Annotated in this window: 19 protein-coding genes, 2 tRNA genes and 3 pseudogenes; 9 read left to right on the top strand and 15 right to left on the bottom strand. The window is 71.6% G+C overall.

Annotated elements, in window-relative coordinates; genetic code table 11:
- Positions 1-17: 17 nt before the first annotated feature.
- Entirely contained in the window at positions 18-1,001 is a 984-nt protein-coding gene (locus OG272_RS42135) for an aldo/keto reductase (protein WP_327726727.1), read from the bottom strand.
- Positions 1,002-1,100: 99 nt separating this feature from the next.
- Here OG272_RS42135 and OG272_RS42130 point away from each other — a divergent pair, with 99 nt between their 5' ends.
- Both OG272_RS42130 and OG272_RS42125 read left to right on the top strand, forming a co-directional pair.
- Positions 1,101-2,135, top strand: coding sequence for a glycoside hydrolase family 43 protein (locus tag OG272_RS42130; RefSeq protein WP_326574470.1), 1,035 nt, complete (start codon positions 1,101-1,103; stop codon positions 2,133-2,135).
- Positions 2,136-2,354: 219 nt separating this feature from the next.
- Positions 2,355-2,603: a hypothetical protein gene (locus tag OG272_RS42125; protein ID WP_405895779.1), complete on the top strand. Its 249-nt coding sequence runs from the start codon at positions 2,355-2,357 to the stop codon at positions 2,601-2,603.
- A gap of 96 nt (positions 2,604-2,699) precedes the next feature.
- Here OG272_RS42125 and OG272_RS42120 read toward each other — a convergent pair.
- From OG272_RS42120 to OG272_RS42095, 6 genes are all read right to left on the bottom strand, one after another.
- Positions 2,700-2,773, bottom strand: a tRNA-Pro gene (locus tag OG272_RS42120).
- Positions 2,774-2,815: 42 nt separating this feature from the next.
- Complete coding sequence (locus OG272_RS42115; protein WP_405895778.1) at positions 2,816-3,217, bottom strand: hypothetical protein; 402 nt, start codon at positions 3,215-3,217, stop codon at positions 2,816-2,818.
- Between the two features lie 600 nt (positions 3,218-3,817).
- Positions 3,818-4,729, bottom strand: coding sequence for a YceI family protein (locus tag OG272_RS42110; protein WP_326574473.1), 912 nt, complete (start codon positions 4,727-4,729; stop codon positions 3,818-3,820).
- Positions 4,730-4,871: 142 nt separating this feature from the next.
- Complete coding sequence (locus OG272_RS42105; RefSeq protein WP_326574474.1) at positions 4,872-5,939, bottom strand: maleylacetate reductase; 1,068 nt, start codon at positions 5,937-5,939, stop codon at positions 4,872-4,874.
- Positions 5,939-6,835, bottom strand: a complete 897-nt coding sequence (locus OG272_RS42100) for an intradiol ring-cleavage dioxygenase (protein WP_327726729.1) — start codon at positions 6,833-6,835, stop codon at positions 5,939-5,941. Before OG272_RS42100 ends, OG272_RS42105 begins: the two co-directional genes overlap by 1 nt.
- A gap of 18 nt (positions 6,836-6,853) precedes the next feature.
- Positions 6,854-8,611: an FAD-dependent monooxygenase gene (locus tag OG272_RS42095; protein ID WP_326574476.1), complete on the bottom strand. Its 1,758-nt coding sequence runs from the start codon at positions 8,609-8,611 to the stop codon at positions 6,854-6,856.
- Positions 8,612-8,889: 278 nt separating this feature from the next.
- Here OG272_RS42095 and OG272_RS42090 point away from each other — a divergent pair, with 278 nt between their 5' ends.
- Both OG272_RS42090 and OG272_RS42085 read left to right on the top strand, forming a co-directional pair.
- Positions 8,890-10,917, top strand: coding sequence for a helix-turn-helix domain-containing protein (locus tag OG272_RS42090; RefSeq protein ID WP_405895777.1), 2,028 nt, complete (start codon positions 8,890-8,892; stop codon positions 10,915-10,917).
- Between the two features lie 178 nt (positions 10,918-11,095).
- Complete coding sequence (locus OG272_RS42085; protein WP_328224454.1) at positions 11,096-11,929, top strand: class II glutamine amidotransferase; 834 nt, start codon at positions 11,096-11,098, stop codon at positions 11,927-11,929.
- Positions 11,930-11,995: 66 nt separating this feature from the next.
- Here OG272_RS42085 and OG272_RS42080 read toward each other — a convergent pair.
- Positions 11,996-12,069, bottom strand: a tRNA-Pro gene (locus OG272_RS42080).
- Between the two features lie 99 nt (positions 12,070-12,168).
- Here OG272_RS42080 and OG272_RS42075 point away from each other — a divergent pair.
- Positions 12,169-12,687: a DUF309 domain-containing protein gene (locus OG272_RS42075; protein ID WP_327726732.1), complete on the top strand. Its 519-nt coding sequence runs from the start codon at positions 12,169-12,171 to the stop codon at positions 12,685-12,687.
- 133 nt (positions 12,688-12,820) lie between these two features.
- Here the strand turns inward: OG272_RS42075 and OG272_RS42070 are convergent, their stop codons facing one another.
- The gene (locus tag OG272_RS42070; RefSeq protein ID WP_326574480.1) at positions 12,821-13,594 is read right to left on the bottom strand and encodes a sulfite exporter TauE/SafE family protein; all 774 of its coding nucleotides are present in this window, start codon (positions 13,592-13,594) and stop codon (positions 12,821-12,823) included.
- 162 nt (positions 13,595-13,756) lie between these two features.
- Between OG272_RS42070 and OG272_RS42065 the strand changes: the two genes are divergently transcribed.
- The 3 genes from OG272_RS42065 to OG272_RS42055 all read left to right on the top strand — a co-directional run bounded on the left by OG272_RS42065 (position 13,757) and on the right by OG272_RS42055 (position 15,447).
- Positions 13,757-14,566: a lysophospholipase gene (locus OG272_RS42065; RefSeq protein ID WP_326574481.1), complete on the top strand. Its 810-nt coding sequence runs from the start codon at positions 13,757-13,759 to the stop codon at positions 14,564-14,566.
- Positions 14,567-14,675: 109 nt separating this feature from the next.
- Complete coding sequence (locus OG272_RS42060; RefSeq protein ID WP_405896129.1) at positions 14,676-14,951, top strand: WhiB family transcriptional regulator; 276 nt, start codon at positions 14,676-14,678, stop codon at positions 14,949-14,951.
- A 13-nt stretch (positions 14,952-14,964) separates the two neighbouring features.
- Positions 14,965-15,447 carry a DNA starvation/stationary phase protection protein gene (locus OG272_RS42055; RefSeq protein ID WP_326574482.1) on the top strand — a complete coding sequence of 161 codons (483 nt, stop codon included), beginning with the start codon at positions 14,965-14,967 and terminating at the stop codon, positions 15,445-15,447.
- Positions 15,448-15,804: 357 nt separating this feature from the next.
- On the opposite strand, the gene OG272_RS42050 is transcribed toward OG272_RS42055, so the two are convergent.
- The 6 genes and pseudogenes from OG272_RS42050 to OG272_RS42025 form a co-directional block, all read right to left on the bottom strand.
- Positions 15,805-17,166: an amidohydrolase family protein gene (locus tag OG272_RS42050; RefSeq protein ID WP_405895776.1), complete on the bottom strand. Its 1,362-nt coding sequence runs from the start codon at positions 17,164-17,166 to the stop codon at positions 15,805-15,807.
- 310 nt (positions 17,167-17,476) lie between these two features.
- Positions 17,477-18,700 (bottom strand): annotated as a pseudogene (locus tag OG272_RS42045) (NtaA/DmoA family FMN-dependent monooxygenase); the annotation flags it as partial.
- A gap of 195 nt (positions 18,701-18,895) precedes the next feature.
- A pseudogene (locus OG272_RS42040) lies at positions 18,896-19,564 on the bottom strand (LLM class flavin-dependent oxidoreductase); the annotation flags it as partial.
- A gap of 320 nt (positions 19,565-19,884) precedes the next feature.
- On the bottom strand, positions 19,885-20,799 hold the full coding sequence (locus OG272_RS42035) for a glutathione S-transferase C-terminal domain-containing protein (RefSeq protein ID WP_327726734.1): 915 nt from the start codon (positions 20,797-20,799) through the stop codon (positions 19,885-19,887).
- Between the two features lie 390 nt (positions 20,800-21,189).
- Positions 21,190-21,425 (bottom strand): annotated as a pseudogene (locus OG272_RS42030) (ion channel); the annotation flags it as partial.
- 3 nt (positions 21,426-21,428) lie between these two features.
- Positions 21,429-23,294, bottom strand: a complete 1,866-nt coding sequence (locus OG272_RS42025; RefSeq protein ID WP_327726735.1) for a glycoside hydrolase family 15 protein — start codon at positions 23,292-23,294, stop codon at positions 21,429-21,431.
- Between the two features lie 664 nt (positions 23,295-23,958).
- Here OG272_RS42025 and OG272_RS42020 point away from each other — a divergent pair.
- Positions 23,959-24,228 (top strand): hypothetical protein, encoded by a 270-nt coding sequence (locus OG272_RS42020; protein ID WP_327726736.1) that lies wholly within the window; start codon positions 23,959-23,961, stop codon positions 24,226-24,228.
- Position 24,229: the final 1 nt, after the last annotated feature.

Below are 24,229 nucleotides of genomic sequence, written 5' to 3'. Positions count from 1 at the left end.
CGCCGGACCCGCGCGGTTCAGTGCGCGGCGTCCAGCCTGGCCCGCTGATCCTCCGTCAGCTCCAGCTCCACCGCACCCAGGTTCTCCTCCAGTTGCGCCACCGACGACACCCCGGCCAGCGGAACGATCGGGAACCGCCCGCCCAACTGCCAGGCGAGGACCACCTGGTTGACGGTGGCCCCGGTCTCCCGCGCCACCTCGCCCAGCACCTTCGTCCGGGCGGGGGTGCCCGGGTGGTCGTAGTCGGAGGGCAGCTCCGCCGGCCGTACGTACCCGCCCTTGAGCAGCGGGGAGTAGGCGACCAGGGTGAGGTCGGGCTCCGCCTCCAGGTAGCTCAGCAGGTCCGCCGTGGCCGCGCCCAGGGTGCCGTCCGCCCAGAGGTCGCTCGGGACGTCGGTGCGCGGGCGCAGATAGCTGTGGTGGTACTGGAGCACCTCGTAGCCGGGCAGCCCCGCCGCGGCGGCGAGGGCGCGGGCCCGCTCCACCCGCCACACGGCGTGGTTGCTCACGCCGAGCAGTCCGACCGTGCCCTCCGCGACGAGTTCCGCGAACCCCTCGACGGTCTCCCGCGCCGACACCGTACGGTCCTCGATGTGCGCGTAGAGCAGGTCGAGCCGCTCCACCCCGAGCCGCTCGCGGCTGCGCTCCGCCGACTCCCGGATCACCTTCGCCGACAGCCCCTCGGCGTTGTCGACATAGCTGGTGCCGGGCGCGAGGGGCCGGGCACCGAGCTTGGTGGCCATGACGATCTCGTCCCCGACGCCCCGGCTGCGCCGCCACCGTCCGAGCAGTTCCTCGCTCTGGCCGCCCTGCCCCGCGTCGAGCCAGAAGGCGTAGTTGTCGGACGTGTCGATGAAGTTCCCGCCCGCTTCGACGTAGCGGTCGAGTATCGCGAAGGAGGTCCTCTCGTCCGTCCGCGAGCCGAACAGCATCGCGCCGAGCGCGAGCACGCTCACCTCGCGACGGGTCGCCGGGTCACTGCCCATCGTGCGGTACTTCATGCCGTTGCCTCCCGTTCCGCCCGGCTCCCGGGCCTGAACGGCAGTCTTCAACTTGAAGTGCACGCGAAGTCAACGCTCTTCGCTCACTATTCTTCGACGGTGACCGAGACCGAACCGATACGGCTACCCGACATGCGGCTCCCCGACATGCCGCTGCATGATCCGTTCATAGTCGCCGACGACGAGACCCGCACCTACTACCTCTACACGTCCAACGACCCGACCGTCTCGGGCGTGGACGGCACCGGCACGATGGTCTACCGCAGCGCCGACCTGCGGGACTGGACGCGCCCGGTCGTGGTCTTCCGGACGGCCGAGCAGCAGGGGATCTGGGCGACCGACGGGGCGTGGGCGCCGGAGGTGCACTCCTGGGACGGCAGGCACTACCTGTTCACCACGCTGCACGACCAGGACAAGCCGCTCAAGGTACCGCCGGCCAACAGGTGGGGCTCGCCCTTCCAGCTCCCGAACCACATGCGCGGCACGATCACGGCCGTCTCCGATTCGCTGTTGGGCCCCTTCACCGTCGTGGACCCCGCACGCCCCACTCCGCCCGAGAACCTCATGACCCTCGACGGCACCCTCCACGTCGATCCGTCCGGGCAGCCCTGGATGGTGTACGCGCACGAGTGGCTGCAGACCGTCGACGGAACCATGGAGGCGATCCGGCTGGCCCCGGACCTGACCCGGACCATCGGCGACCCGGTCTTCCTGTTCAAGGCCTCGGACGCGAACTGGCTCACCGAGCAGATCCCCGCCGGGGTGCCGCACCAGCTCGCGCCCTACATCACCGACGGCCCCCAGCTGTACCGCACGCCCGACGGCTCCCTGCTCATGCTGTGGTCGACATACGAGAAGAACGTGGCCGGCGACGACGGCACCGTCAGCGGCGGCTATGTGCAGACCTACGCGGTCTCCAGGTCCGGCGACCTGACGGGGCCGTGGGAGCAACAGCGGCCCCTGGTCCGGGAGGACAGCGGCCACGGCATGCTCTTCCACACCTTCGACGGACGCCTGATGCTGATCCTCCACCGCCCCTTCGAGAACGCGCGCGGCAAGCTCTACGAGATGCGGCTCCTCGGCCACGAGCTGAGCGTGCTGCGCCGACGGGCCGACCTCGACGGCGGTGGCTGAGCGCGGCGGGAACGGCCACCGCGCATGCCCCTCCCCGTGGCCGTGGAGAGGCATGCGCGGAACGTCGGCCGCGTGACGCGCCGCCGGTGGCGGGCGCGCGGTGTCAGGAGCAGGTGCGGTAGTTGTAGCCGGCGAGCCTCGTGGCACCGTCCCCGTCGGTAGGTGTCGCCACCGTAGACGTACGCGAGCCCGCTGTACGTCCCACTCGCGGCGGCCGGCGTGGTGGCCATCCAGATCTCCGACGCCCGGCTGGGCAGGCTCGGCGGAACCCCGCGCAAGGCACTGGATCCTGAGTGGAACATCCAGGCGGCCCACCGCCTGTGGGAACGCGCGGGCGACTTCGACGACTGGCCGTACTGCGAGCGCGCGTACAACGGCTCCCCCTCCCCCGGCACGAGCGCGACCCCGGCCCCGACCCCGATCCCGATCCCGATCCCGATTCCGATTCCGATTCCGACCAGATCTTGAGAGCGTCGCTCCACCGAGACGCGCCCGGCCGTGGCGACCGACGAAAAAGCCGTACCGGCATGCACCGATACGGCTTCCAACCTGCTGCTCCGCAAGTCGGGACGACAGGATTTGAACCTGCGACCCCTTGACCCCCAGTCAAGTGCGCTACCAAGCTGCGCCACGTCCCGTCGCGCTGTCCACGATGTCGTGTGTGAACGCGCAGGTAAACCCTACCCTACGTACCCCTGACGTCCAGTTCGGGCAGGCCCTGCGGTGGTACGGCGAGATCGGCCCGGACCCAGGCCCGGATGTGCAGGATGAGCGGGGCCAGGTCGGCGCAGTAGACCGGACGGGTTACGGAAGCCGCTCCCGGCGGCGTACCGGTGGGCGAAGAGCCCACCCCCGCACACGGCGACCAGCGGGCAGCGCCCGCAGGCGGGCCCCAACCCGTCCGCGCCCGCCTGCCGTTGACGGATCAGTGGCTCGTCGAGAACGTCGTCGAAGCTGTGGCGGAAGACGTCGAGTCCCGTCTCCGGCGCGCCTTCGTACGCGACCTTGAGGGAGTCGGACTGCTCGATGGAACCGTCGGTCTCGATGACGGCCGGGGCCGGCCCCACGGACTCGGTGCGCATCGAGCTCCCGAGAACGCCCACCATCAGCTCTTCGAAGAGCCGGACTCCCGTTTCCCGTTTCCCGTGCGGGGGCGTCGTACCAACGGTCGAAGACCCGCCGCAGCCAGTCGGCGTACGGCGCCTTCCCCGGGCGGGCCGGCGTTCCCTGGGCGGTCACCGGCGGGGCGGGGGGTATCCGGTGCCACCGATCCGCGAGTCCAGGGGGTGGGGTGTCCCAAGTGCCGTGCGGCAGCAGGAGATCGACGCGGGGGGCGGGAGGCCAGCAGGGCCGCCGTACGGCCTGGCCGAACGCCATGTCCTTGCCGGCCTCCGCCTCCAGCAGAGCCGGCGACACTTCGCGGATGTCGGCCAGCTCTGTACTGATGTGGCTGTTCCGAGGCGCGTCCATGCCTTGCCGCCTCCCTGAGAGCCGATGGGCGCGGCGAAGCTGCCCCGCTCGGATGTATTCCCTCCGGAGCGTCAGGGAGCCCCCTCGGCCATTCCTTGCCACCGTGGCCCAATGGGCATACATGACCGTCGAGTTCTCGGCAGTGGATGACAGGAAATGGCCGGCCGGTCTTGGACAGGGGGATTGAGCGGATATCGCGCGGACTTTGCCCGCTACTCCGGCGGCGTGGGTGTGTCGTGCGTGCGGTACATCGCCTGGACGTCCAGTTCCAGCTGAATGGTCGGGCCGACGACCGCGATGCCACGGGCGAGCATGGAACGCCAGTTGAGGGTGTAGTCCTCGCGGTGGAGTTCGGACTTGGCGAGGGCGGCGCAGCGGAGTTCCTCGCCGTAGCCGCCGTTGACGGTGCCGAGGTAGGTGGTGTCCAGGGACACGGAGCGGCTGACGCCGTGCATGGTGAGGCTGCCCTGGAGGGTCCACTTGCTGCCGCCGCGGTAGGCGAAGCGGGTGCTGGTGAAGTCGATGTACGGGAAGCGTTCGACGTCGAGGAAGTCGGCGGAGCGCAGGTGTGTGTCGCGGGTGTTGTTGCCGGTGTTGATGCTGGACGCGTCGATGCGCACCTGGACGCGGGACCGGGTCATGTCCTGGGCGACCGCGAGGCCGCCCTCGAAGCGTTCGAAACGGCCGTGCACATGGGCCATTCCGACGTGCTTGGCGATGAAGCGGATCGCGGTGTGCGGCGGGTCGAAGAGCCAGGTCCCGGGGGGCGGGAGTTCGAGGGCGCGGGCCGACTGGAGCCACACCCGCTCCCGGGAGACACCGGCGTCCGCGACGATCTCGACCGTCTCGCGGTGCGGTTCCAGTCCCTCGGCCATGATCAGCATGCTGTAGGCGCCCGGCGGCAGCACGGCCATGAAGAAGCCGTACGGGTCCGTGGCGCCGCGGGCCGCGACGCGGTGGCTGCGCAGTTCCGTCACGATCACATCGGCCGCGCCCATGGGTTGGTTCACCGGGTCCAGTACTTCGCGGAGGACGACACCCGCGCCGTCCGGGACCGGAATCGTGGCGCCCGCGGCGCCTCCGGGGGCATTCCTGAATCGCCGCCGGAGCAGTCCGAGGGGCATGGTGTTCACCTTTCGGTTCTCGTCTTCTCTTCGCGTGGTCGGTTCGCGCCGTCGGTTCACGCCGTCGGTTCACGCCGTCGGTTCACGCCGTCGGTTCACGTCCTCGTTCGCGTCTTCGGTTCGCGTCTTCCGTTCGCGTCGCTCAGGACCACGCCGGAGGCCGGTCGCCGCCGTACGCCGCCCGCAGGACCTCCAGGGCGTCCGCCGCGGTGATCTCGCGCGGGTTGGGGTACGCCTGACCCGCCACCTCGGCTGCGGCCGCCGCCAAGTCGGCCTGTGTGAGGCCGAGTTCGGCCAGCGATCGGGGCGCGCCGAGGGTGCCCGACAGGTCCCACAGGGCCTGGGCGGCGTGGTCGGTGGCGAGGGCTCGGCCGAGTGCCGCCAGGGCGTCGGGGGCGGCTGGGGCGTTGTAGGCGAGGGCGTACGGGAGGACGACCGTGTGGGTCTCGGCGTGGGGGAGGCCGAAGGTGCCACCGAGGACGTGGCACAGCTTGTGGTGCAGGCCCATGGTGGTCGCGCCGAGCGCGGCACCGCAGAGCCAGGCACCGTAGAGGGCACGGCCGCGCGCCTCCAGGTCCCCCGGGTCGGCCGCCACACCGGGCAGTGCGCCCACCATGGCCCGGGCGCCCTCCTGTGCCGTCAGCGACACCAGCGGCGAGGCGTCCGGCGCGTACAGGGCCTCGGCGGCGTGGGCGACCGCGTTGATGCCGCTGGTCACGGAGAGGGGAACCGGGAGGGAGAGGGTGAGTTCGGGGTCGTAGACGACACTGCGCGGCAGGACCGCAGGGGCGCGGCCGGTGCGCTTGGCACCGTGCTCGGTCAGGCCCCAGACCGGGGTCATCTCGGAGCCGGAGTACGTCGACGGCACGGCGATCAACGGCAGTTCGGTGCGGAGCGCGATCGCCTTGCCCAGCCCGATCGCCGAGCCCCCGCCGACGGCCACGCAGCCGTCCGCGTCCACGGACCGCGCCGCTCGCACCGCTCGGTCGGCCACCTCCACCGGTACGTGCTGGCGAGCCTCCGCGAACAGTCCGGCACACAGGTCACCGAGTGAGTCCGCGACAGCCCGGGCCGTCTCGGCCCCCCTCGGTCCGCACACCACCAACAGCCGCCGCAGTCCCAGCCGTTCGGCCTCCCCCGGCACCGCCGTCACCGCCGCGCCGGGACGCATGACGACCCGCATGGGCTGGGCCTCGTACACGAACTCCATCACGACCGCCCCGAGTTGTGCGGTTCGAGTGGGCCGGCCGCGTTGAGTACGAGGTCGAAGCGGGCGTGGCGGAAGGGGTTCGGGATGCCGAACCGCCGTGCCAGGGAAGGATCGTCGGTCTCCGTGAAGTCCTGGACGAGGCTGTCCTTGACCGCGAAGACCGCGTCCGAGTCGAGGTGGTCGCTGCCGGCCACGAAGATGTGGGTGGTGACGGGAGTGTGTCCCTCGGCCGAGGCGATGAAGTGGATGTGGGCCGGGCGGTAGGGGTGCCGGGCCGTCGCCCGGAGCAGGTCACCGACGGGGCCGTCCGTGGGGATGGGGTACGGGCTCGGCACGCAGGTGCGGAACCAGAAGCGGCCCTCGGCGTCCGCCGTGAACAGTCCCCGGCCGTTGCCCGCCGGCTGGACGTCGGGCTGCTGGACGTCGTAGTAGCCCTCGGCGTTCGCCTGCCAGACGTCGAGGACCGCGCCGGGCAGTGCGGTGCCGTCCCGGGACAGTACGCGCCCGCTGACCACGCACGGCTCGCCGCCGCCGACCAGGTCGATGTCCGCGCCGAGTTCCCGGGCCGGGGACTCGGTCATGTGGAACGGCCCGAGGACCGTCGACTCCGTCACGCCTGCGCGCTCGTCGCTGTTGATCGTCTCGACGAGCATCGACACGCCGAGGACGTCCGACAGGAGGACGAACTCCTGCCGGGTGTCCGTGCAGGTCTGTCCGGTCGCCGTGAGGAAGTCGATCGCCCGCTCCCACTCCGCCATCGTGGGCTCGGTCTCCCGGACGAAGGCGTGGAGGTGGCGGGTGAGAGCGGCGAGCAGCTCGCGCAGGCGCGGGTCGGCCGTGCCGTCGAGGCTGTCGACGACCGCCTCGGTGAGACGGGTGGTGAATTCGGTGGTCATGTCTGGGGGCCCTTCCGGTCAGCCATGGCCGAGGATCCGCCGCACCGCCCCGGTCAGCAACCGCTCGGCCTCCTCCGGGGACGCGGTCGCCGTCGCGTGGCGGAAGGCGACGTACCCGTCCGGCCGTACGAGGAGGGCTCCGCCGTCCGCCACCTCGCTGAGCCGTGCCCAGTCGCCGTACGGGTCCTCGTACTCCTGGCCGGGGCCGATGACGGCGGTGGCGATCTCCAGGTCCTGGGCCCCGGCGGCCCGGATCCAGTCGGCGCCGCCGATGCCGGTGAGCAGGGTGAAGCGGCCCCGGCCGACGGTGTCGAGGGTGGACAGGGTGCGGGTGCCCGAGGTGATCCAGGCGTGCGGGAGTCTGGCGCCGGGGCGGGAGGTGGGCTGGTGGTACAGCTCGGGGTCGCGGTCGAAGCCGGGGTCGGGCGTGCCGTCGGGGACGATCGCCTCCGACACGTACCGCTGGTTGAGGTCGACGCCGTGCGCGTTGAACTCGTACACCTTGAACGCGATCGCCTCGCGGAGCCTGGCCCGCTGTTTCTCGGCGGCCTCGGTGTCGTCCTTGCGGGCGGCGATGTTGGCCCACAACTGCTCGGGGGTCTGCGGGGAGAGCCCGTCGAGCGCCTCGAAGACGGGGGCGGTCTCGCCGATGGACTTGTTGGCGCGGGTGACGATCTGCCTGCCGATCGGGGCGCGTTCGGTGGTGTAGGTGTCGAGCAGCTTGGGAGCCGCCGTGCCGTCGAGGACGAGCTTGAGTTTCCAGGCCAGGTTGTAGGCGTCCTGGATGGAGGTGTTGGAGCCGAGGCCGTTGGACGGCGGGTGGCGGTGCGTGGCGTCGCCGGCGCAGAAGACCCGCCCGTTCGCGTAGGTCTCCGCGTACATCTCGTTGACGGTCCAGGCCGCGGACGACTTGATGGTCACCGGGATCTCGTCGTCGCCGACCAGCCTGCGGACGATCGACTCGGCGTACTCGGTGGTCAGGTCGGGGGCGCCCGCGGTGACGTCGTAGCCCCAGACGATCAGCCACTCGTTCCAGGGCCGCACGCACCGCACCAGGCCCGCCCCGATGCCGCCGACGGTGGCGCCGGGAGCCAGCACCCAGTAGAGGGTGGACGGCCGGTGCGCGGTGTACTTGGACAGGTCCATGTCGAAGACGATGTTGATGCTGCCGGCCACGCCCATCTGGCCGCCCATCGGCAGCCCGGCGTCCTCGGCGACCTGGGAGCGGCCGCCGTCGGCGCCGATGAGGTACTTGGCGCGGATGGTGTACTCGTCGCCGCGCAGCCGGTCCTCGACGGTGACCGTGACGCCCTCGTCGTCCTGGACGAAGGACTTGTAGACCGTGCTGAAGCGCAGCTGGGTGCCGCGTGCGACGGCCGCGTCGACGAGCACGGGCTCCATGAGGTGCTGCGGCATGTCGCACATACGGGTGGGACTGGCCAGTTCGTGCGCGGCCTGGACGAGCGGATCGTTGCCCCAGGAGCGGACCCGGCCCAGCTCCTCCCCCGCGAGGCTGGTGCAGAAGGTCGTGTCGCCCATCAGCCGCTGCGGCGTGGCCTGCGCGACGACCTCGGCCTCGACGCCGAGGTCGCGCAGCACCTCCATGGTGCGCTGGTTGGTGATGTGCGCCCGGGGCGTGTCGGCGAGACGCGCGTAGCGGGTGACCACGATGTTCGGGACGCCGTACGTGCTCAGGGCGAGCGCGGCGGAGGCGCCCGCGGGGCCACTGCCCACGATCAGTACATCGGTCACGACATCCGGCTCGACGGTGTGCACGGCAGACGCTCCAGGGATGAGAACAGGCACCGACCGTTCAAGATCATGGAGGGCCGCGCGGGAGCGTGGGTGTCTCAATAAGAGACAGTGCGCACGGTAAGAGACAGTGCGCGCCGTTTGCCGGGCGGGCGTCGTACGGGATACGGCGCCGGGGCCGGGCCCGTTCAAGCGGACGGGGCCCGTTCAAGCGGACGGGTGGATGCGGGCTCACCGGCCCGCCGACGGCTCCCGGGGTGGTCGTTGCTTCTTCAACCTCGCCGGGTACGGTGAGTGGTGTCGTGACCACCGCAGAGCGTCTCCCCGTCCACCCTGCCCCGGCGTCGCTGCGCAGGGCCCGTGAGTTGTTCCTCGAAGGACGCCGACTGCCGGAGGGCGTACCGGAGGAGGTCGTCGCCGCCTGGCGGCGTGCCCGGTTCTTCGGCGTACGACACGACCTGCCGGGCTCCGCGACCGCCGCGCCGCACCAGGCCTCCTCCGACACACCCCGCGATGCCGTACGACCGGACGCGTCCGCCCTGTTGGCGGCGGCCCGGCCGGTGCTCGAACGGCTCGCTCCCGCCGTCGGCACCGGGCGGACGGCACTCCTGCTGACCGACGAGCGGCTGCGCGTGCTGTGGGCGACCGGGTGCGCGCCGGGCGCCCCCTGTTGCGAGGACCTCTCCGAGCAGGTGGTCGGCAACAACAGCGCGGCGCTCGCGTTGCGTACCCGCCGCCGCGCCGAGGTGCACGGCCCGGAGCACTTCCTCGATCTGTGGCAGGACGTGTCCGCGGTCAGCGTGCCCGTGCTCGCGCCCGAGACCGGGCGGACCCTGGGCACGGTCACCGTCACCGTCACCTCCGGTCTCTGCGCCGAGTGCGCTCCGCATCCGTGGGCCTCCCTCGCCGAGGCCGCGGCCGGTGCCGTCGAGGCGGAGCTCCTGGCACGGTCACAACCGGCCGAGCGGGTCCTGCTGGACGCGTATCTGCGGGCCGCGCGGGAGCAGGGGCAGGCCGTCGTCGCCCTGGACGGCCGCAACCGTCTGGTGAGCGAGGCCGCGGGGCGACTGTTGTCACTGGAGGGGCTGGACGCCCTGGAGCGGAGCGTGGTCGCGCTGCTGCGGGACGCGGACGGCGAGGGGAGGCCCGAAGGCGTTGGCTGCTCGGGTACGACGGCCGGGCGTGACGCCGAGTCGGCACCCGAAGCGGTGTCCGACACGGTCTCGGGTACGGCCGAGCCGGACGGTGAGCCGGGAACGGAAGCGGAAGCCGTGTTCCGTCGCGTCTCGGGTACGACCGGAGCCGATTCCGCGCCGGGACCCGAAACGGTGGCTGAAGTGGCGGCTGAAGCGGTGACTGAAATCGCAGCTGAGACGGCGGCTGAAGCGGTGTCCGTGACCGACGTGGCTTCGCACGCGTACCGCATCCGGCTGCCGGACGGGGCGAGGTTTTCCGCGACGGTCGCCCTGGTGCCGCACCAGGGGTCGGTCATCGGCGCGGTCGCCGTGCTGGAGCCGCTGGGAGCCGGCGCCGCCGTGCCGGTCGGGCGGGGTGTCGTCACACTCGCCGGGCACTCGGTGCCGTGGCGGCACGCGGTCGGCCGTGCGACGGAGCTGGCCCGGTCGTCCGAGCCGCTGCTGCTCGTCGGCGAACGCGGCACCGGAAAGACCGCGCTCGCACACGAACTGGCCCCCGAACTGCTGGTCGTCGACGCGGCGGAGGGCGAACTCGGCTCCTCCATCGACGTGTTGAGGGAGGGCCACGCGCTCCTCATCCGCCATGTGGAACGCCTCGCACAGCCCGACACCGCGACCCTCAACTCACTCCTCGAAACGCATCCGGGCACACCCCTGTTGGCCACCTACACCCCCGGAGCAGCGCCGGGCCCCTGCCTCCAACGGCTCCTGGACACCCTGGCCGCCCGCTCGGTCACCCTCCCCGCGCTGCGTGAACGACCCGAGGACATAAGGGAGTTGCTGACCGCCCTTGCTCCGAAGCCGGTCCCCGGGCAGCCCCCGCTCACCTGGACACTGGACGCCCTGCGCGCCCTGGAACGGCATCCGTGGCCCGGCAACGTCACCGAACTCGTCCATCTCGTACGGGCGTTGGCCGAACACCGACGGGCCTCCGGCCCCGTCCGACGCACCGAACTGCCGGACCCCGTGCGCGAGGGCCCCGCGACCCGGCGCCTCAGCCCCATGGAGCACGCCGAGCGCTCCGCCATCCTGGAGGCCCTCCAGCGCAACGGCGGCAACAAGGCCCGTACGGCGGCGTCCCTGGGCATCGCCCGGGCCACGCTGTACCGGAAGCTGCGGGGTTATCGAAGCTGACCGTCGCACATGTTCGTACCTGTTCGCACACGGACGCGCGTCTGCGCGGATGCCGACCGGAGTGCTCGTCGTGTGGCGATCAAAGGGCTGTCGGACGACCATGGGAAGGCCGATTCACGCCTCGACCCGAACGGCCCGAAGGTGCACAACGGCCCGTTCGGCAGGAAGGTGGTAACCGATGTGCCGGTGGCTCGCCTACTCGGGAACACCCGTCCTGCTCGACACCATCCTCTACAGGCCGACGCACTCCCTGATCGACCAGAGCCTGCACTCCCGGCTCGGCGTCGAGACCACCAACGGTGACGGCTTCGGCATCGGCTGGTACTCACGTGACCTGGAGACGCCCGCGGTCGTCCGCGACACCGGTCCGGCATGGAGCAACCGCAATCTGCGGGAGATCGCCGACCACGTCCGCTCCCCGCTGTTCTTCGCCCACATCCGGGCCTCGACCGGTACGGCGGTGCAGCAGACCAACAGCCACCCGTTCCGGCACGGCCGCTGGATGTGGATGCACAACGGCGCGATCACCGACTTCCACCTGCTCCGGCGGGATCTCTCCATGGCCGTCGCCCCGGAGCTCTTCGCCGACATCGAAGGACAGACGGACTCCGAGCTGATGTTCTACCTGGCGCTCACGCTCGGTCTGGAGGAGGACCCTCCGGGCGCGGTCGCGCGGATGGCGGGCCTGGTGGAGCGGACCGGTCACGAGCACGGGGTGGAGTTCCCGCTGCAGATGACGGTCGCCGTGACGGACGGAGAGGCGCTGTGGGCCTTCCGCTACTCCAGCCAGAAGACGTCACGCTCGCTGTTCTACAGCACCCGGGTGGAGACACTGCGCTCGCTCCACCCCGACCTGGCGTTCCTGCGGGACGTGTCCGACGAGACCCGCCTCATCGTCTCCGAACCCCTGGGAGATCTGCCCGGCGCCTGGAACGAGGTCCCCGAGAGCACCTACGGCGTCGTCCGGTCCGGAGCGGACGAACTGCGTCCCTTCGCCCCGCAACCCGTGTGAGCGCACACGGCGAAGGGGCCGTCTCGGATAGCTCCGAAACAGCCCCTGAGCTGCGACTCCTTCGAGTCGGGACGACAGGATTTGAACCTGCGACCCCTTGACCCCCAGTCAAGTGCGCTACCAAGCTGCGCCACGTCCCGGTGCGCTGTCCGCGGTGAACCGCGTGATCGCGCACTGAGAACTTTACCGTACGTCGGCCCCTGCCCCGCAGTCGGTGAGCGGCGGGGGACAATCGAGGCATGAGCGGGACAGCGGATGACGGGACGGCGCAGGGGCGGGACCGGGACGAGGAGGGGCGGGCGCGGAGCGCACGGCCCCGGGACGGGCTGGGGCGCCCGCTGCCGTACGGGGCGCCGGGTGTGGAGCGGCAGCCCGAGGGAGTCGTGCGGGATCCCCGGGACACGGTCGTCGAGGCGCAGGCGCTGCTGGACGCGGGGAAGCCGTTCCACGCGCACGAGGTCTTCGAGGACGCCTGGAAGTCCGGGCCCGACGAGGAGCGCGCGCTGTGGCGGGGGCTCGCCCAGCTCGCGGTGGGGCTCACGCACTCGGCACGCGGGAACGTACGGGGCGGGGCGCGGCTGCTGCGGCGCGGTGCGGGGGCCGTCGAGGAGTGGGGGGCCGGGAACGGACGGCCTCGTCCCTACGGCGTCGATCTGGCCGGGGTGGGTGCCTGGGCACGGCGGCTGGCGGGCGTCGTGGAGCGGGACGGGCGTGCGGTGGACGCGGAGGCCTGGGCTCCCCGGTTGCGCGGGGACTAGGGCGGCGCGGGGACTGGGGCGGCGCGGCCACGCGACGGCTCGTCCCGGACACCGGTGGGGACGCCGGTGGATACGGAGGGGGCGCACCGACACGCCGGACAGCGGTGGACACGGAGGGGGAAGTTCGGCGACCTCAGCGGAGCAGGAGCTGCAGGCCGCCCGCGATCGTCGCGACGATCACCAGCTGTTCGAACAGCTTCTGGTTGATGCGGTTCACCGCCCACTTGCCCAGGAAGGCGCCCGGCACGACGAACAGGGCGAGTGCGGCGTCCAGCAGCAGGGAGTGCGCGTCGATGAGGCCGAGGCCCACGCTGAAGGGGACCTTGGAGACGTTGACGATGAGGAAGAAGAAGGCCGACGTGCCCAGGAAGCCGAGCTTCCGGAAGCCCGCCGAGAGCAGGTACATGGACATCACGGGGCCGCCGGCGTTGGCGACCATCGTGGTGAAGCCGCCGAGGACGCCGTACGAACGGGCTTTCACGCGTCCCGCGCGGGTGGTGATCGCGTCGGGTTCGTCGTCCTTGTCGACCGTGCGGCGGCGCCAGATCGTGACGGCCGTCATCAGCAGCAGGATCGCGCCGATGGAGGTGCGGACGATCTGGTCGTCGGCCCAGATCAGGAACAGGGTGCCGAAGACGACGCCGGCGCCGACCGCCGGGAAGAGCTTCCACAGGGTGGGCCAGTGGGCGTGCCGGCGGTAGGTGAGTACGGCGAGGACGTCCCCGACGATGAGGATCGGCAGGAGGACGCCGGTCGAGGCGCGGGCCGGCAGGACCGCCGCGAAGATCGCGAGGCTGACCGTGTTGGCACCGCTCACGGCGGTCTTCGAGAAGCCGACGAGCAGGGCGGCGAAGGCGAGGGCCGCGAACTCGGCCGTGGACAGGTGCCAGAGAGTCATCGTGTTCATGCGGGGTCCGATGCTATGCGCACCTATCTGCGCACGACAGGACCGTCTCGCCAGTTGATCCTGCCGTCCGGTTCGGCCTTTCGCCCCGGACGGCCCATGGACCATCGTCCGACGGGCTGGCAAGATCCCCCGGGTACCTTCCCCGACGTGGTTGGAGGAGTCATGGCCGACTCGCGCGAGCACAGCTTCGCCGGTACGCGGGGCGGTGTCACCGCACGGGAATGGCCGTGCGAGGGGGCGCGGTACGTCGTGTTGCTGGTGCACGGCTACGGCGAGCACGTCGGCCGGTACGAACACGTCGCCGACGCCCTGGTGCGGCACGGCGCGGCGGTCTTCGGGCCCGACCACATGGGGCACGGCAGATCGGCGGGCGAGCGGGTGCTGATCGAGGACTTCGAGGCCGTGGTCACCGATGTGCACGCCGTGGAAAGGCTGGCCCGGGCCGCGTATCCGGGTCTGCCGCTGGTGCTGATCGGCCACTCCATGGGCGGGCTGATCGCCGCGCGCTACGCCCAGCGGTACGGCGCCGGGCTCGCCGCGGTCGTGCTGTCCGGGCCGCTGATCGGGATCTGGGAGCCCCTGCGGGTGCTGCTCGGAGCGCCGGAGCTGCCCGACGTCCCGCTCGACCCGAAGCTGCTCTCCCGGGACATGGCCGTCGGCGCCACGTACGCGAACGATCCGCTGGTGTGGCACGGCCCGTTCAAACGGCCGACGCTGGAGGCCATCGACCGCGCCCTGGAGACGATCTCGAAGAGCGGGTCCATCGGTCCGCTTCCGCTGTTGTGGCTGCACGGCGACGACGACCGGATCGTGCCGCTGCCCGGCAGCCGCACGGGGATCGAGGAGTTCCGCGGCACCGAGTGGACCGAACGCGTCTATCCGGGCGCCCGGCACGAGGTCTTCAACGAGACGAACAAGGGCGAAGTGCTGGCGGACGTCAAGGAGTTCGTGGACGACGTGCTGGGGCGCTGAGACCCGCTCCCACCGGGGCCGCCGATACGCGCCGAGTCCGCGGAGCGTTTGGTTCCACGCGCGCGGTATGCCGCGTTTCCCCCTGTCCGACCGGGGCACCCGGCCCCGCATGGAGTGGTTGCTGAGAGCGGCCTGCGTGGGAGAGGACCCCGAACTGTTCTTCCCCGTGGGCACTACAGGACCGGCGCTCGACGACGTCGCCGCCGCCAAGCGCGTCTGCGCCCGCTGCCCGGTACGCCGCGAGTGCCTCAACTGGGCGCTCGCCAGCGGGCAGACGGCCGGCGTGTGGGGCGGCATGGGCGAGGAGGAACGCACCGACCTGCTCCGCAGGGCGGGAAGCGCCGACGCCGCCCGGCACGAGGCGTTCGCCGGTACGAAGCGATGAGGAGTAACGCGTCATGACGATAGTGAGGAGCACCCTTCCCGAGCCCGCCCGCCGGATCGCGGGCGACGCGCTGCAGGAGAGCCTGGTGGATCTGCTGGGACTCTCGCTGATCGGGAAGCAGGCCCACTGGAACATCGTGGGACCGAGGTTCCGTTCGATCCACCTCCAGCTCGACGAGGTGGTGTCCACCGCACGGTCGTTCGCCGATCAGGTCGCCGAACGCGCGGCGGCGCTCGGGGTCGCCCCGGACGGACGGCCCGAGACCGTGGCGGCGCGGTTCGCCCTGCAGGGGCCGAAGGAGGGCTGGCTGCGGGACGACGAGGTCGTACGGCTGCTGGTGGAGGCGCTGGAGACGGCGATCGGTCGGCTGCGCGAGCGTATCGACGCCACGGAGGAAGCCGACAAGGTCACGCAGGACCTGCTGATCTCCCTGACCTATGAGCTGGAGAAGCAGCGGTGGATGTTCGAGGCCGAGAACTGGCCGCGCCAGGACTGAGAGCGCGGCGGGCACGCGGTGTCAGGGCAGCAGCCCCCCGCGTCGGCATTCACGTTCACCGCGTCCACCGAACGGGTTGCCGGGGAGGAAGTCCACGGCGCCGACCGCGTCCCGCATGGTCGAGAGGCGGCCCGTCGGCGCCCCTCCCGGCGCCGGCGAGTTCGCGGGGCCGGGAGGGGCACCGATCGTGCCGTCGGCGGCGAGCCAGTAGCGGCCGCCGTCCGGCCGTAGTTCTCGGATGCCGAAGCCGGTGCAAACGACGCCGTCCTCCTCGCCGTTGATCGCGAGCCGCCGAGATCCCCCGACTGCCGTACGGCAGTCGGGGGATCTCGGCGGCTCGTCGTATCGCGTGGTTCGTCACGCGTCCTGCTTCCTCGCCGCCGCGGCCGCCAGCAGCCGGTCGCGTGACTCCTCGACCAGACGGCGGGCCCGGCCGACGTCCGCGAGCAGCCTGCCGTCGCGCTTGTGGACCACGCCGTCGACGATGACGGTGTCCACGTTGGAGACGTCCGCGCTGAGGGTCACGGCCGCCGCCGCGTCGTGCACGGGCGCCATGTTGACGGCGGTGGCGTCGAGAGCGACGATGTCGGCCCGCTTGCCGGGGGTGAGGGAGCCGGTACGGTCCTCCACGCCGGCCACATGGGCCCCGTTGAGCGTGGCGATCCCCAACATCTGACGTGCCGTCAACATGGTGGCCGGTACGGGTAGGTTGGCCGTCCAGCAGTCGGCGTTGACCCGGGCCCGTTCGGCGGCGAAGGCCGCCCGGATCTGGGTGAACATGTCGCCGGGCACGGTGGTGACGACGTCGATGCTCAAGGACGGCCGCAGCCCGTGTTCGATCGCCTGTGCCACGGGCGGCCAGCCGTGCCCCATCTGGGTCTCCACCTGGGCGGCGATGGAGACCGTGCCACCGCTGTCGGCCACCATCCGCCACTCGTCCTCGCTGAGATGGCAGCAGTGGACGTAGGTCGTGTCGGAGCCGAGCAGCCCGAGTCCGTGCAACTGCTTGACCATGCCGAAGCGTCCGGCCAGGCGCCCCATGGCGACGTGCACGGTGATCGGGATGCCCAGCTCGCGGGCGAGTCCCCACTCCTGGGTGACGACGTCGTCGGTGCAGAAGCCGGGGCCCCGGGTGGCCAGGGCCATGGTGAGGAGGCCGCCGTCGGAGGCGAAGTGACGGTCGCGGATCCGGCGTACGTCGTCACCGGGTACCGCGATGCTGCTGTCGAACCAGTAGTCGGCGAGTGAGGTGTTGGCGCTGCCGTACGCGTACTGGGCCCGGATGCCGGTCTCCGTCAGCGCCTGGATCGCGGCGTCCGGGTGCTCGGGCGTGTTGTTGATGTGCGACCAGTCGACGAGGGTGGTGATGCCCGCGTTGAGGCACTCCAGGGTGCCGGCCAGGTTGCCGGCGTACACGTCCTCGGGGGTGTAGACGGGGGCGAAGGTGTCGAGAACATCGACGAAGTAGTCGTCGAGCGTGGCGTCGGGGGCGCAGCCGCGGATCGACGCCTCCCAGGTGTGCCGGTGGGTGTCGACGAAGCCGGGGATGACGATACGGCCGGCCATGTCGAGCACCTCGGCGTCCACGTGCGCGCCGATCTCGCGCTCGACCGCCGTGATCGTGCCGTCCTCGACGAGGACGTCACCCTTGGGCAGGTCACCGATGACGGGATCCATCGTGACGACATGGCCCGAGCGCAGGAGCATCCGTTTGGTCATCGCCGTTCCTCCCAGAGGTGGGTCCGCTTGAAAGCTGACGGGCAGTCAGTATGCGGCGAGGTCGCGGACCGTCCTCATGACTCGGCCGACGGTGGGGCGCACCCGCTGCACAAGCGGCTGGAGGCGGTCGGTCTCGTACGACGTGAGCGCAGCATGGTGGCCGTGTCCAGGGGCACCAGCCGCGCGAGTCGATCACCTCGACGTCGACGCCCTCCTCGGCCGGTCGCCGGGCGGCTTCGAGGGCAACGGGACTTGGCGGCGAGCGCCACGAGGGTGACGTCCTCGCCCGAACGGGACCACCCGGGCGCGGCTAGGAAGGCGCGTCCAGGCCCAGGTGGTCGCGGAGCGTCGTGCCTTCGTAGTCCGCGCGGAAGACACCCCGTTCCTGGAGCAGCGGCACGACCTTGTCGGCGAAGGTGTCCAGGCCGGTGGGAGTGATGTGCGGGACGAGGATGAAGCCGTCGGCGGCGTCGGACTGGACGTAGGCGTCGATGGTGTGGGCGACGGTCTCGGCGGTGCCGATGAAGTTCTGCCGGTTGCCGGTCTCGATGACCAGGTCGCGGATGGACCAGTTGTGGGCGGCGGCGAGCTCCCGCCATTCACGGGCGGTGGCGAGCGGATCGCGGTACATGCGGACCTGGGCACGGTCCTTGGAGATATGGGTGTCACTGACGTCCGGGTCGATGTCGGGGAGCGGGCCTTCCGGGTCGTAGGAGGACAGGTCCCGGTTCCAGACGAACTCCAGGTGCTTGATCGCGGTGGCGCCGCTGACCTGCTGCCGGCGGACGTCGTGGGCGAGCTCCTCCGCCTCCTCGTCGGTGTCGCCAAGAATGAAGCTCGCGGCGGGCAGGATGAGCAGCTGGTCGTCGCGGCGGCCGTAGCGGGCGAGCCGGTTCTTGACGTCGGTGTAGAAGGCCCGGCCCGCGTCCGGGCTCGCGTACCGGCTGAAGATGGCGTCGGCGCTCGACGCGGCGAACTCGCGGCCCTCGTCGGAGTCGCCCGCCTGGAAGACGACCGGGCGGCCCTGCGGTGAGCGCGGGACGTTGAACCGGCCCTCGATGTCGAAGTGCCGCCCGGTGTGGACGAAGGCTCCGGCCTTGGCGTCCCGCAGGAAGACGCCCGTCTCCCGGTCGGCGACGATCTCGTCCCCGTTCCAGGAGTCGAAGAGTTCGTTCGCCGTGGCCAGGAACTCCTTGGCGCGGGAGTAACGCTCCTCCTGCGGCAGGAAGCCGCCCCGGCGGAAGTTCTCGCCGGTGAAGGCGTCCCAGGAGGTGACGACGTTCCACGCGGCGCGCCCGTCGGAGAGGTGGTCCAGGCTCGCGAACTGGCGGGCCACCTCGTACGGCTCGTTGAAGGTGGAGTTGATGGTGCCGGTCAGTCCCAGACGTTCGGTGACGGCGGCGAGCGCGGCGAGGACGGTGAAGGTGTCGGGACGGCCGACGACATCCAAGTCGTATATTTGGTCGGCGGGGCGGGGCAGGCCCAGCAGTCCGCGCAGGGTCTCGGCCTCGTAGGTGCGGCGGAAGACGCCGCGGCGCTGCAGTTCCGGCACGAGACCGCGGGTGATCGCCGGGAGGTCGTGGCCCACGACGGCGGGCCGCAGCCGGAAGCCCGTCAGACCGACAGCCGCCAACTCCTGCAACAGGACGGTTAGTTGGGCCGGTGTTCCGGTGAAGATCCGGGCGTCACCGGTGTACGGCTCACCCGCGAGCGCGTCGAGGCGCTCGCGTCGGGCCGCCGCCTCGGCCGGGTCGTCGTCGAGGAAGACCACCAGGTCGCCGAAGACGTGCAGCGGCTCGTCGGCGCGCCCGGCGGCCCGCTGCTCCGCGCGGATCTCGGCGACGATCGCACGCGCCTGGTCGGTGTCGTGCGGGGTGACGTAGCCGATGTCGGCCTGGCGGGCCACCAGCCGGTACGGGACGGTGTCATGGGCGAGGGCGCTCACGACGGGCTGGCCCTGCGGAGGACGTGGCGTGATCGAGGGGCCCTTGACGCTGAAGTGGCGGCCCTCGAAGTCGATGTAGTGCAGCTTGTCGCGGTCGATGAAGCGGCCGGTGCTCACGTCCCGGATCTCCGCGTCGTCCTCCCAGCTGTCCCAGAGGCGGCGCACGACCTCGACGTAGTCGGCGGCCTCGTCGAACAGTTCGGTCACCACCTCCTGCGCGTCCGGGCTGTCGTAGGCCTCGATGCGCGGGACGGTACGGCGGCCGAAGTGGGCGGCCTCGTTCGGCCGGGCGGTGATCTGCACCCGGAGGCCGGCGCGGCCGGAGCTCACGTAGTCGAGGGTGGCGAGAACCCCAGGCGACGCGGGCGCTTTCGGCCGTACGGCGGACGGGACCGCTCGTCGGTCGTACGGCGGGCGGGGACCACTCGCCGTACGGAGGCACGGAAGACACACGGATGCGCACGACACCGGGGCTGGCGAAAGAGGACGGACCGCTGGTGCGGCGCCTCAGAGGTTCGGGGGAACCGTCAGCCTCGACGGGAGCACGGCGCCGGGTCGGGCCCGGACCGCGCTAGCGTGCGCTACACAGTGCGCTGTTGACCCGGAGCAGATCGACGGCGCGGTCGGCGCAGAGCGGTACGCAACCTTGGCGGCGCCATGCGGCGTGCCTCGGGGTTGCGTACATGTCCGTCACCATCGCTCTTCCGGCCCAGGGGGCCTCGTGCTCTTCGGGTGGCCGTAAGTAACTCAGGCTCCGCGGGCCGCTGTCAACGTCAGTCCAGCACATGGGACGCCTGTCCGCCTGTCGATACGGCCTGGTCCGGGACGTGGGAGGCCCAGTCCAGGATCTGTACGGCGGCACCCGCCGCCTCCAGGCCCCGACAGTGCGCGTGATGACGGCGGGCGATGCCGTCGAGGTCGAGGTGGGAGCCGAAGGCGGGGTGGGCGGCGAGTCGGCGCGCGTACGCCCACAGGTGCGGGTGGTCGGCGACGCGGCGCACGGCGGAGGCGTCCAGATGCCAGCGATGCACGGTGTCGAGCCGCACCAGCGCCACCCACAACTCGACGTCGGCAGCGGTGAGTTCGTCGCCGAGGAGGTACTCCTGTCCGGCGAGCCGGGCGTCCAGCGAGCGCAGGGTGCGCAGCAGGGAGCCGAGCGCCTCACGGCGCTCCGGGTCGTCGGCGTCGGCGCGGCCGGCGCGCTGCGCGGCGGCGTCCATGCCCTGCTCGCAGAGGCGCGCGACACCCTCGATCTCGGCCTCCGCCCCCTCCGGGTACAGCTCGGGGCGGCCGCCGCCGAAGCGTCGGGCGAGGTCGCGCATGATGTCGGGGGCATGGGTGCTGACGATGCGTCCGGACCAGTCGTCGCTGAGCACCGGCGCCACGGCCGCCCCGGAGTAGCGGTGGGCGCTCGCCTCGTACAGCGGGCGCAGCGCGGAGTGCTCGCCGTTCGGGCCGTCGGGCACGGCGGGCAGGAGGGTCACGGGACAGGCGTCGGCGAGCCCGAGGAGGCTGTGCACCACGGCGATGCGCAGGGCTCCCGGACAGGACAGCGAGAGATGGAGCCGGTAGCGGCGCGGCACGGCGTAGTGGCCACTGCGGGCGTCGCAGCCGATCCGCCCCCGGAAGGAGGGCAGGGGCCGCGGCGACGGAACGGCGTTCAGGGCGTGGACGGGCATGGCGGACATGTGTCTCCCCGGGGGTTCTGGTGCACGGTTGCACGATGACGCGGCGATGACGCGATGACGCGATGACGCGAGTACACGGACGCGCGAGCGCTGCGGCGCGCCACGCCGCGGCTCGGCTCGGCTCGGCTCGGCTCGGCTCGGCTCAGGTCAGCTCAGCTCAGGGGGCTTCTCGCGCTGCAGACGCGCAGCAGATCGATGTGACGGCGGGAGGTCAGAAGGAGGGACTGCCGGCGTGTGCGCGGCACACGAGTGACCACCGGCTCCAGACGCCCCATCATTCCCTACCTGTTCACTAGGAAATACCCCACCTGGAGTGTCGAGCTGCCCACGCCGTGCGTCAAGAGGGTGTCCGAGGAATGGTTGCGACGTCCGAGGCGTGGACACCGGTCAGTCGCCGTACCCGACGGTGGTCGCCGTTTCGATGGACCACCACAGGGCCTTCGGGTACGAGGGCAGGTTGGCACGCGGCGCGCCGTGCTCGGCGGCGGTCACGGCCCAGGAGCCAAGGAGCATCACCACGACCGGTACGGCGGTGGCGCCGCCCGCCGCCTTGAGATGGAGGGGGCGGCCCCGGCTTCCCTGCCGAGCAGGAGCTCGACGGCCCTGCCGAGGAACCCGGACAGCACTCCTCATCCCTCCTTCGTGCCGGGGGGCGTCCCGGGCGCCGCCCTGGGGTTGCCGCGGCGCGCGTGGAAGGCGTGACGGTCGAGCTCGTAGGCGACCCGGATCAGCGGGACGTGCGTGAACGCCTGCGGGAAGTTGCCCAGTTGGCGGCGGGCGCGGGGGTCGTACTCCTCGGCGAGCAGTCCGACGTCGTTGCGCAGCTCCAGCAGCCGCTCGTACAGGGCGCGGGCCTCGTCCTCCCGGCCGATCATCCGCAGGGCGTCCGCGAGCCAGAACGAGCAGGCGAGGAAGGCGCCCTCGCCGCCGGTCAGGCCGTCCGGGGAGTCGTCGGTGCCCGCCGAGTAGCGAGCCACGAGCCCGTCGTTGAGGAGGTCGCGCCGCACGGCCTCGATGGTGCCGATCACCCGCGGGTCGTCCGGCGGCAGGAACCCGGTCTGCGGGATCTGCAACAGCGCGGCGTCGAGTTCGCGGGAGCCGTACGACTGGGTGAAGGTGTTCCGTGCCGGGTCGAAGGCCTGCTCGCAGACCTCTCGGTGGATACGGTCGCGGACCGCCCGCCATCTCTCCACCGGGCCGGGGCGGGAGTGCGCCTCGGCCAGCTTGACCGCCCGGTCGAAGGCGACCCAGCACATCACCTTGGAGTGCGTGTAGTGGCGGGGGGCGCCGCGCATCTCCCACAGCCCCTGGTCCGGCTCGGTCCACACCTGCTCCAGGTGGTCCAGGAAGACCGCCTGCAGGGAGACCAGGTGTTGGCGTGGGCGCAGTCCGCAGCCGATGGCCAGATGGATGGCGTCCATCACCTCACCGGGTACGTCGAGCTGCCGCTGCGCGGCGGCCGCGTTGCCGATCCGCACCGGGCGCGACCCCTCGTAGCCCGGCAGCCAGTCGGCCTCCCACTCGGTGAGCCGCCGCTCCCCCGCGATGCCGTACATGATCTGCACGTCCTCGGGCCGCCCCGCCACCGCCCGCTCCAGCCAGCCCCGCCAGGCGTCCGCCTCGGCCTTGAAGCCGCTGCGCAGCAACGCCTCCAGCGTCATGCCCGCGTCCCGCAGCCAGCAGAAGCGGTAATCCCAGTTCCGGACGCCCCCGATCTCCTCGGGCAGGGAGGTGGTCGGGGCGGCCACGATGCCGCCGGTCGGCTGGTACGTCAGGGCCTTGAGGGTGATCAGGGAGCGGGCGACGGCGTCGCGGTACGGCCCGTCGTACGTCAGCTTGCGCAGCCAGCGGCGCCAGTACGCCTCCGTGGTGCGCAGCGCCTCGAACGCGTCCACCTCTTCCGGTGCGGGCAGGTGGGAGGGGTGCCAGGTCAGTACGAAGGGGATCCGTTCGCCTGCCGTGACGGGGAAGACGGCGGTGTGGACGGTGCCGTGGGCGACCGGCCGCACGGGGGTGCGCAGCCAGACCGACTCGGGCCCCGCGGTCCCCGTCAGATGCCCGTCCCGGCGGCGCATCCAGGGCAGGACCCGGCCGTAGTCGAAGCGGAGCCGCAGGTCCATGCGCATGTCGACGGTGCCGGAGAGCCCTTCGACGATCCGTACGACGCAGGGGGCGCCCTGGCGGCACGGCATGAAGTCGGTGACCAGGACCTGGCCGCCGGCCGTCTCCCACTCCGTCTCCAGGATCAGCGTGTCGTCCCGGTAGCGGCGGCGGGCGTACGGACCGTTCTCGTCCGCCGGGGCGATGCGCCAGCGGCCGTTGTCCTCGTCGCCGAGCAGGGCGGCGAAGCAGGCGGGCGAGTCGAAACGGGGGAGACAGAGCCAGTCGACGCTCCCGTCCTTGCCGACGAGGGCGGCGGTGAGGAGGTCGCCGATGAGGGCGTAGTCCTCGATGCGGCTGGGTTTGGTGCGGGGGTCGGGGGCGGGTCCTGGCATGGGGTCAGTTTCAGGGGGTCGGGGGGTGGGGGCATGCCGGGTGGGGCGTTCGAGTCTCGGCATGGGGGCATGGGGGCATGGGGGCATGGGGGCATGGGGGCATGGGGGCATGGGGGCATGGGGGCATGGGGGCATGGGGGCATGGGGGCATGGGGGCATGGGGGCATGGGGGCATGGGGGCATGGGGGTGTGGGGGTGTGGGGGTGCGTGTGGGGGGGTGAGGGCGTCGGCGCGTTGTCGGTGCCGGCGGTGTGTGGCTGATCGCGCGGTTCCCCGCGCCGGTGACGGGCGCTGCCTTCTCCTCGGCGATCCGCTTCTCGGCGATCCGCTCGGTGACCGGGGTCGGGCCGGGAGCCTGCGGCGGCGGCTCGGGGCGGTGGGCGACGGAATCGGTCATGGGCCCGTCGCACCCGTGCGCGGGAGGACTGACCGGGGGCCACCCCGGTACTCGGCCGCGAGGGTGACCGGGTGTGGGAGCGAGGGCGGGGACCGAGGTTCTTCACCTTCCTGACGGCCGCGGGCAACGCCACGGTCAGGGCCGCTCCCGCGCACGGTCCGAAGCTGCTCACGGCGCACGGTCATCCGGGAACGGGACGACGACCTCGTCCCGGGTTCCGACGGCTCGACTGCGACATCGGTGAACGCCCACGGAAAGGACCGGCCCTTGAAAGCCTCGGAGTTCTCCCCGACCGAGCGGATCCGCATCCTCGCGGACATCCTCTCCGGCAGGCTCACGGCAGGGGACGCCGCGCGCCGCCACGACCTCCCGCTGCGCGTGGTCCAGCAGTGGCTGCGGGAGATCCCGGTGGCCGCGCCGACGGACCGAGCCGCCCGAGCGGCCGACGACGACACTGCTCCTTCGCGAGCGGACCGGCGCCCGTTGCCCCGATGCCGCGTCGTCGTGGACGAGATGGTGCAGGGACTCGGACTCTGAC

The sequence above is a fragment of the Streptomyces sp. NBC_00104 genome, assembly GCF_045160825.1.
Lineage (GTDB): Bacteria > Actinomycetota > Actinomycetes > Streptomycetales > Streptomycetaceae > Streptomyces.
Note: the sequence above shows the minus strand (reverse complement) of the source record. Positions and strands in the feature narration are given on the sequence as shown.

Excerpts from the sequence above, each read along its gene's own strand:
- OG272_RS42135 (WP_327726727.1), bottom strand. The coding sequence starts at position 1,001 with ATGAAGTACCGCACGATGGGCAGTGACCCGGCGACCCGTCGCGAGGTG.
- OG272_RS42050 (WP_405895776.1), bottom strand. The coding sequence starts at position 17,166 with ATGACCAAACGGATGCTCCTGCGCTCGGGCCATGTCGTCACGATGGAT.
- OG272_RS42025 (WP_327726735.1), bottom strand. The coding sequence starts at position 23,294 with ATGCCAGGACCCGCCCCCGACCCCCGCACCAAACCCAGCCGCATCGAG.
- OG272_RS42055 (WP_326574482.1), top strand. The coding sequence starts at position 14,965 with ATGACGATAGTGAGGAGCACCCTTCCCGAGCCCGCCCGCCGGATCGCG.
- OG272_RS42085 (WP_328224454.1), top strand. The coding sequence starts at position 11,096 with ATGTGCCGGTGGCTCGCCTACTCGGGAACACCCGTCCTGCTCGACACC.
- OG272_RS42100 (WP_327726729.1), bottom strand. The coding sequence starts at position 6,835 with ATGACCACCGAATTCACCACCCGTCTCACCGAGGCGGTCGTCGACAGC.
- OG272_RS42075 (WP_327726732.1), top strand. The coding sequence starts at position 12,169 with ATGAGCGGGACAGCGGATGACGGGACGGCGCAGGGGCGGGACCGGGAC.
- OG272_RS42065 (WP_326574481.1), top strand. The coding sequence starts at position 13,757 with ATGGCCGACTCGCGCGAGCACAGCTTCGCCGGTACGCGGGGCGGTGTC.
- OG272_RS42105 (WP_326574474.1), bottom strand. The coding sequence starts at position 5,939 with ATGGAGTTCGTGTACGAGGCCCAGCCCATGCGGGTCGTCATGCGTCCC.
- OG272_RS42060 (WP_405896129.1), top strand. The coding sequence starts at position 14,676 with ATGGAGTGGTTGCTGAGAGCGGCCTGCGTGGGAGAGGACCCCGAACTG.
- OG272_RS42035 (WP_327726734.1), bottom strand. The coding sequence starts at position 20,799 with ATGTCCGCCATGCCCGTCCACGCCCTGAACGCCGTTCCGTCGCCGCGG.
- OG272_RS42070 (WP_326574480.1), bottom strand. The coding sequence starts at position 13,594 with ATGAACACGATGACTCTCTGGCACCTGTCCACGGCCGAGTTCGCGGCC.
- OG272_RS42115 (WP_405895778.1), bottom strand. The coding sequence starts at position 3,217 with ATGCGCACCGAGTCCGTGGGGCCGGCCCCGGCCGTCATCGAGACCGAC.
- OG272_RS42110 (WP_326574473.1), bottom strand. The coding sequence starts at position 4,729 with ATGCCCCTCGGACTGCTCCGGCGGCGATTCAGGAATGCCCCCGGAGGC.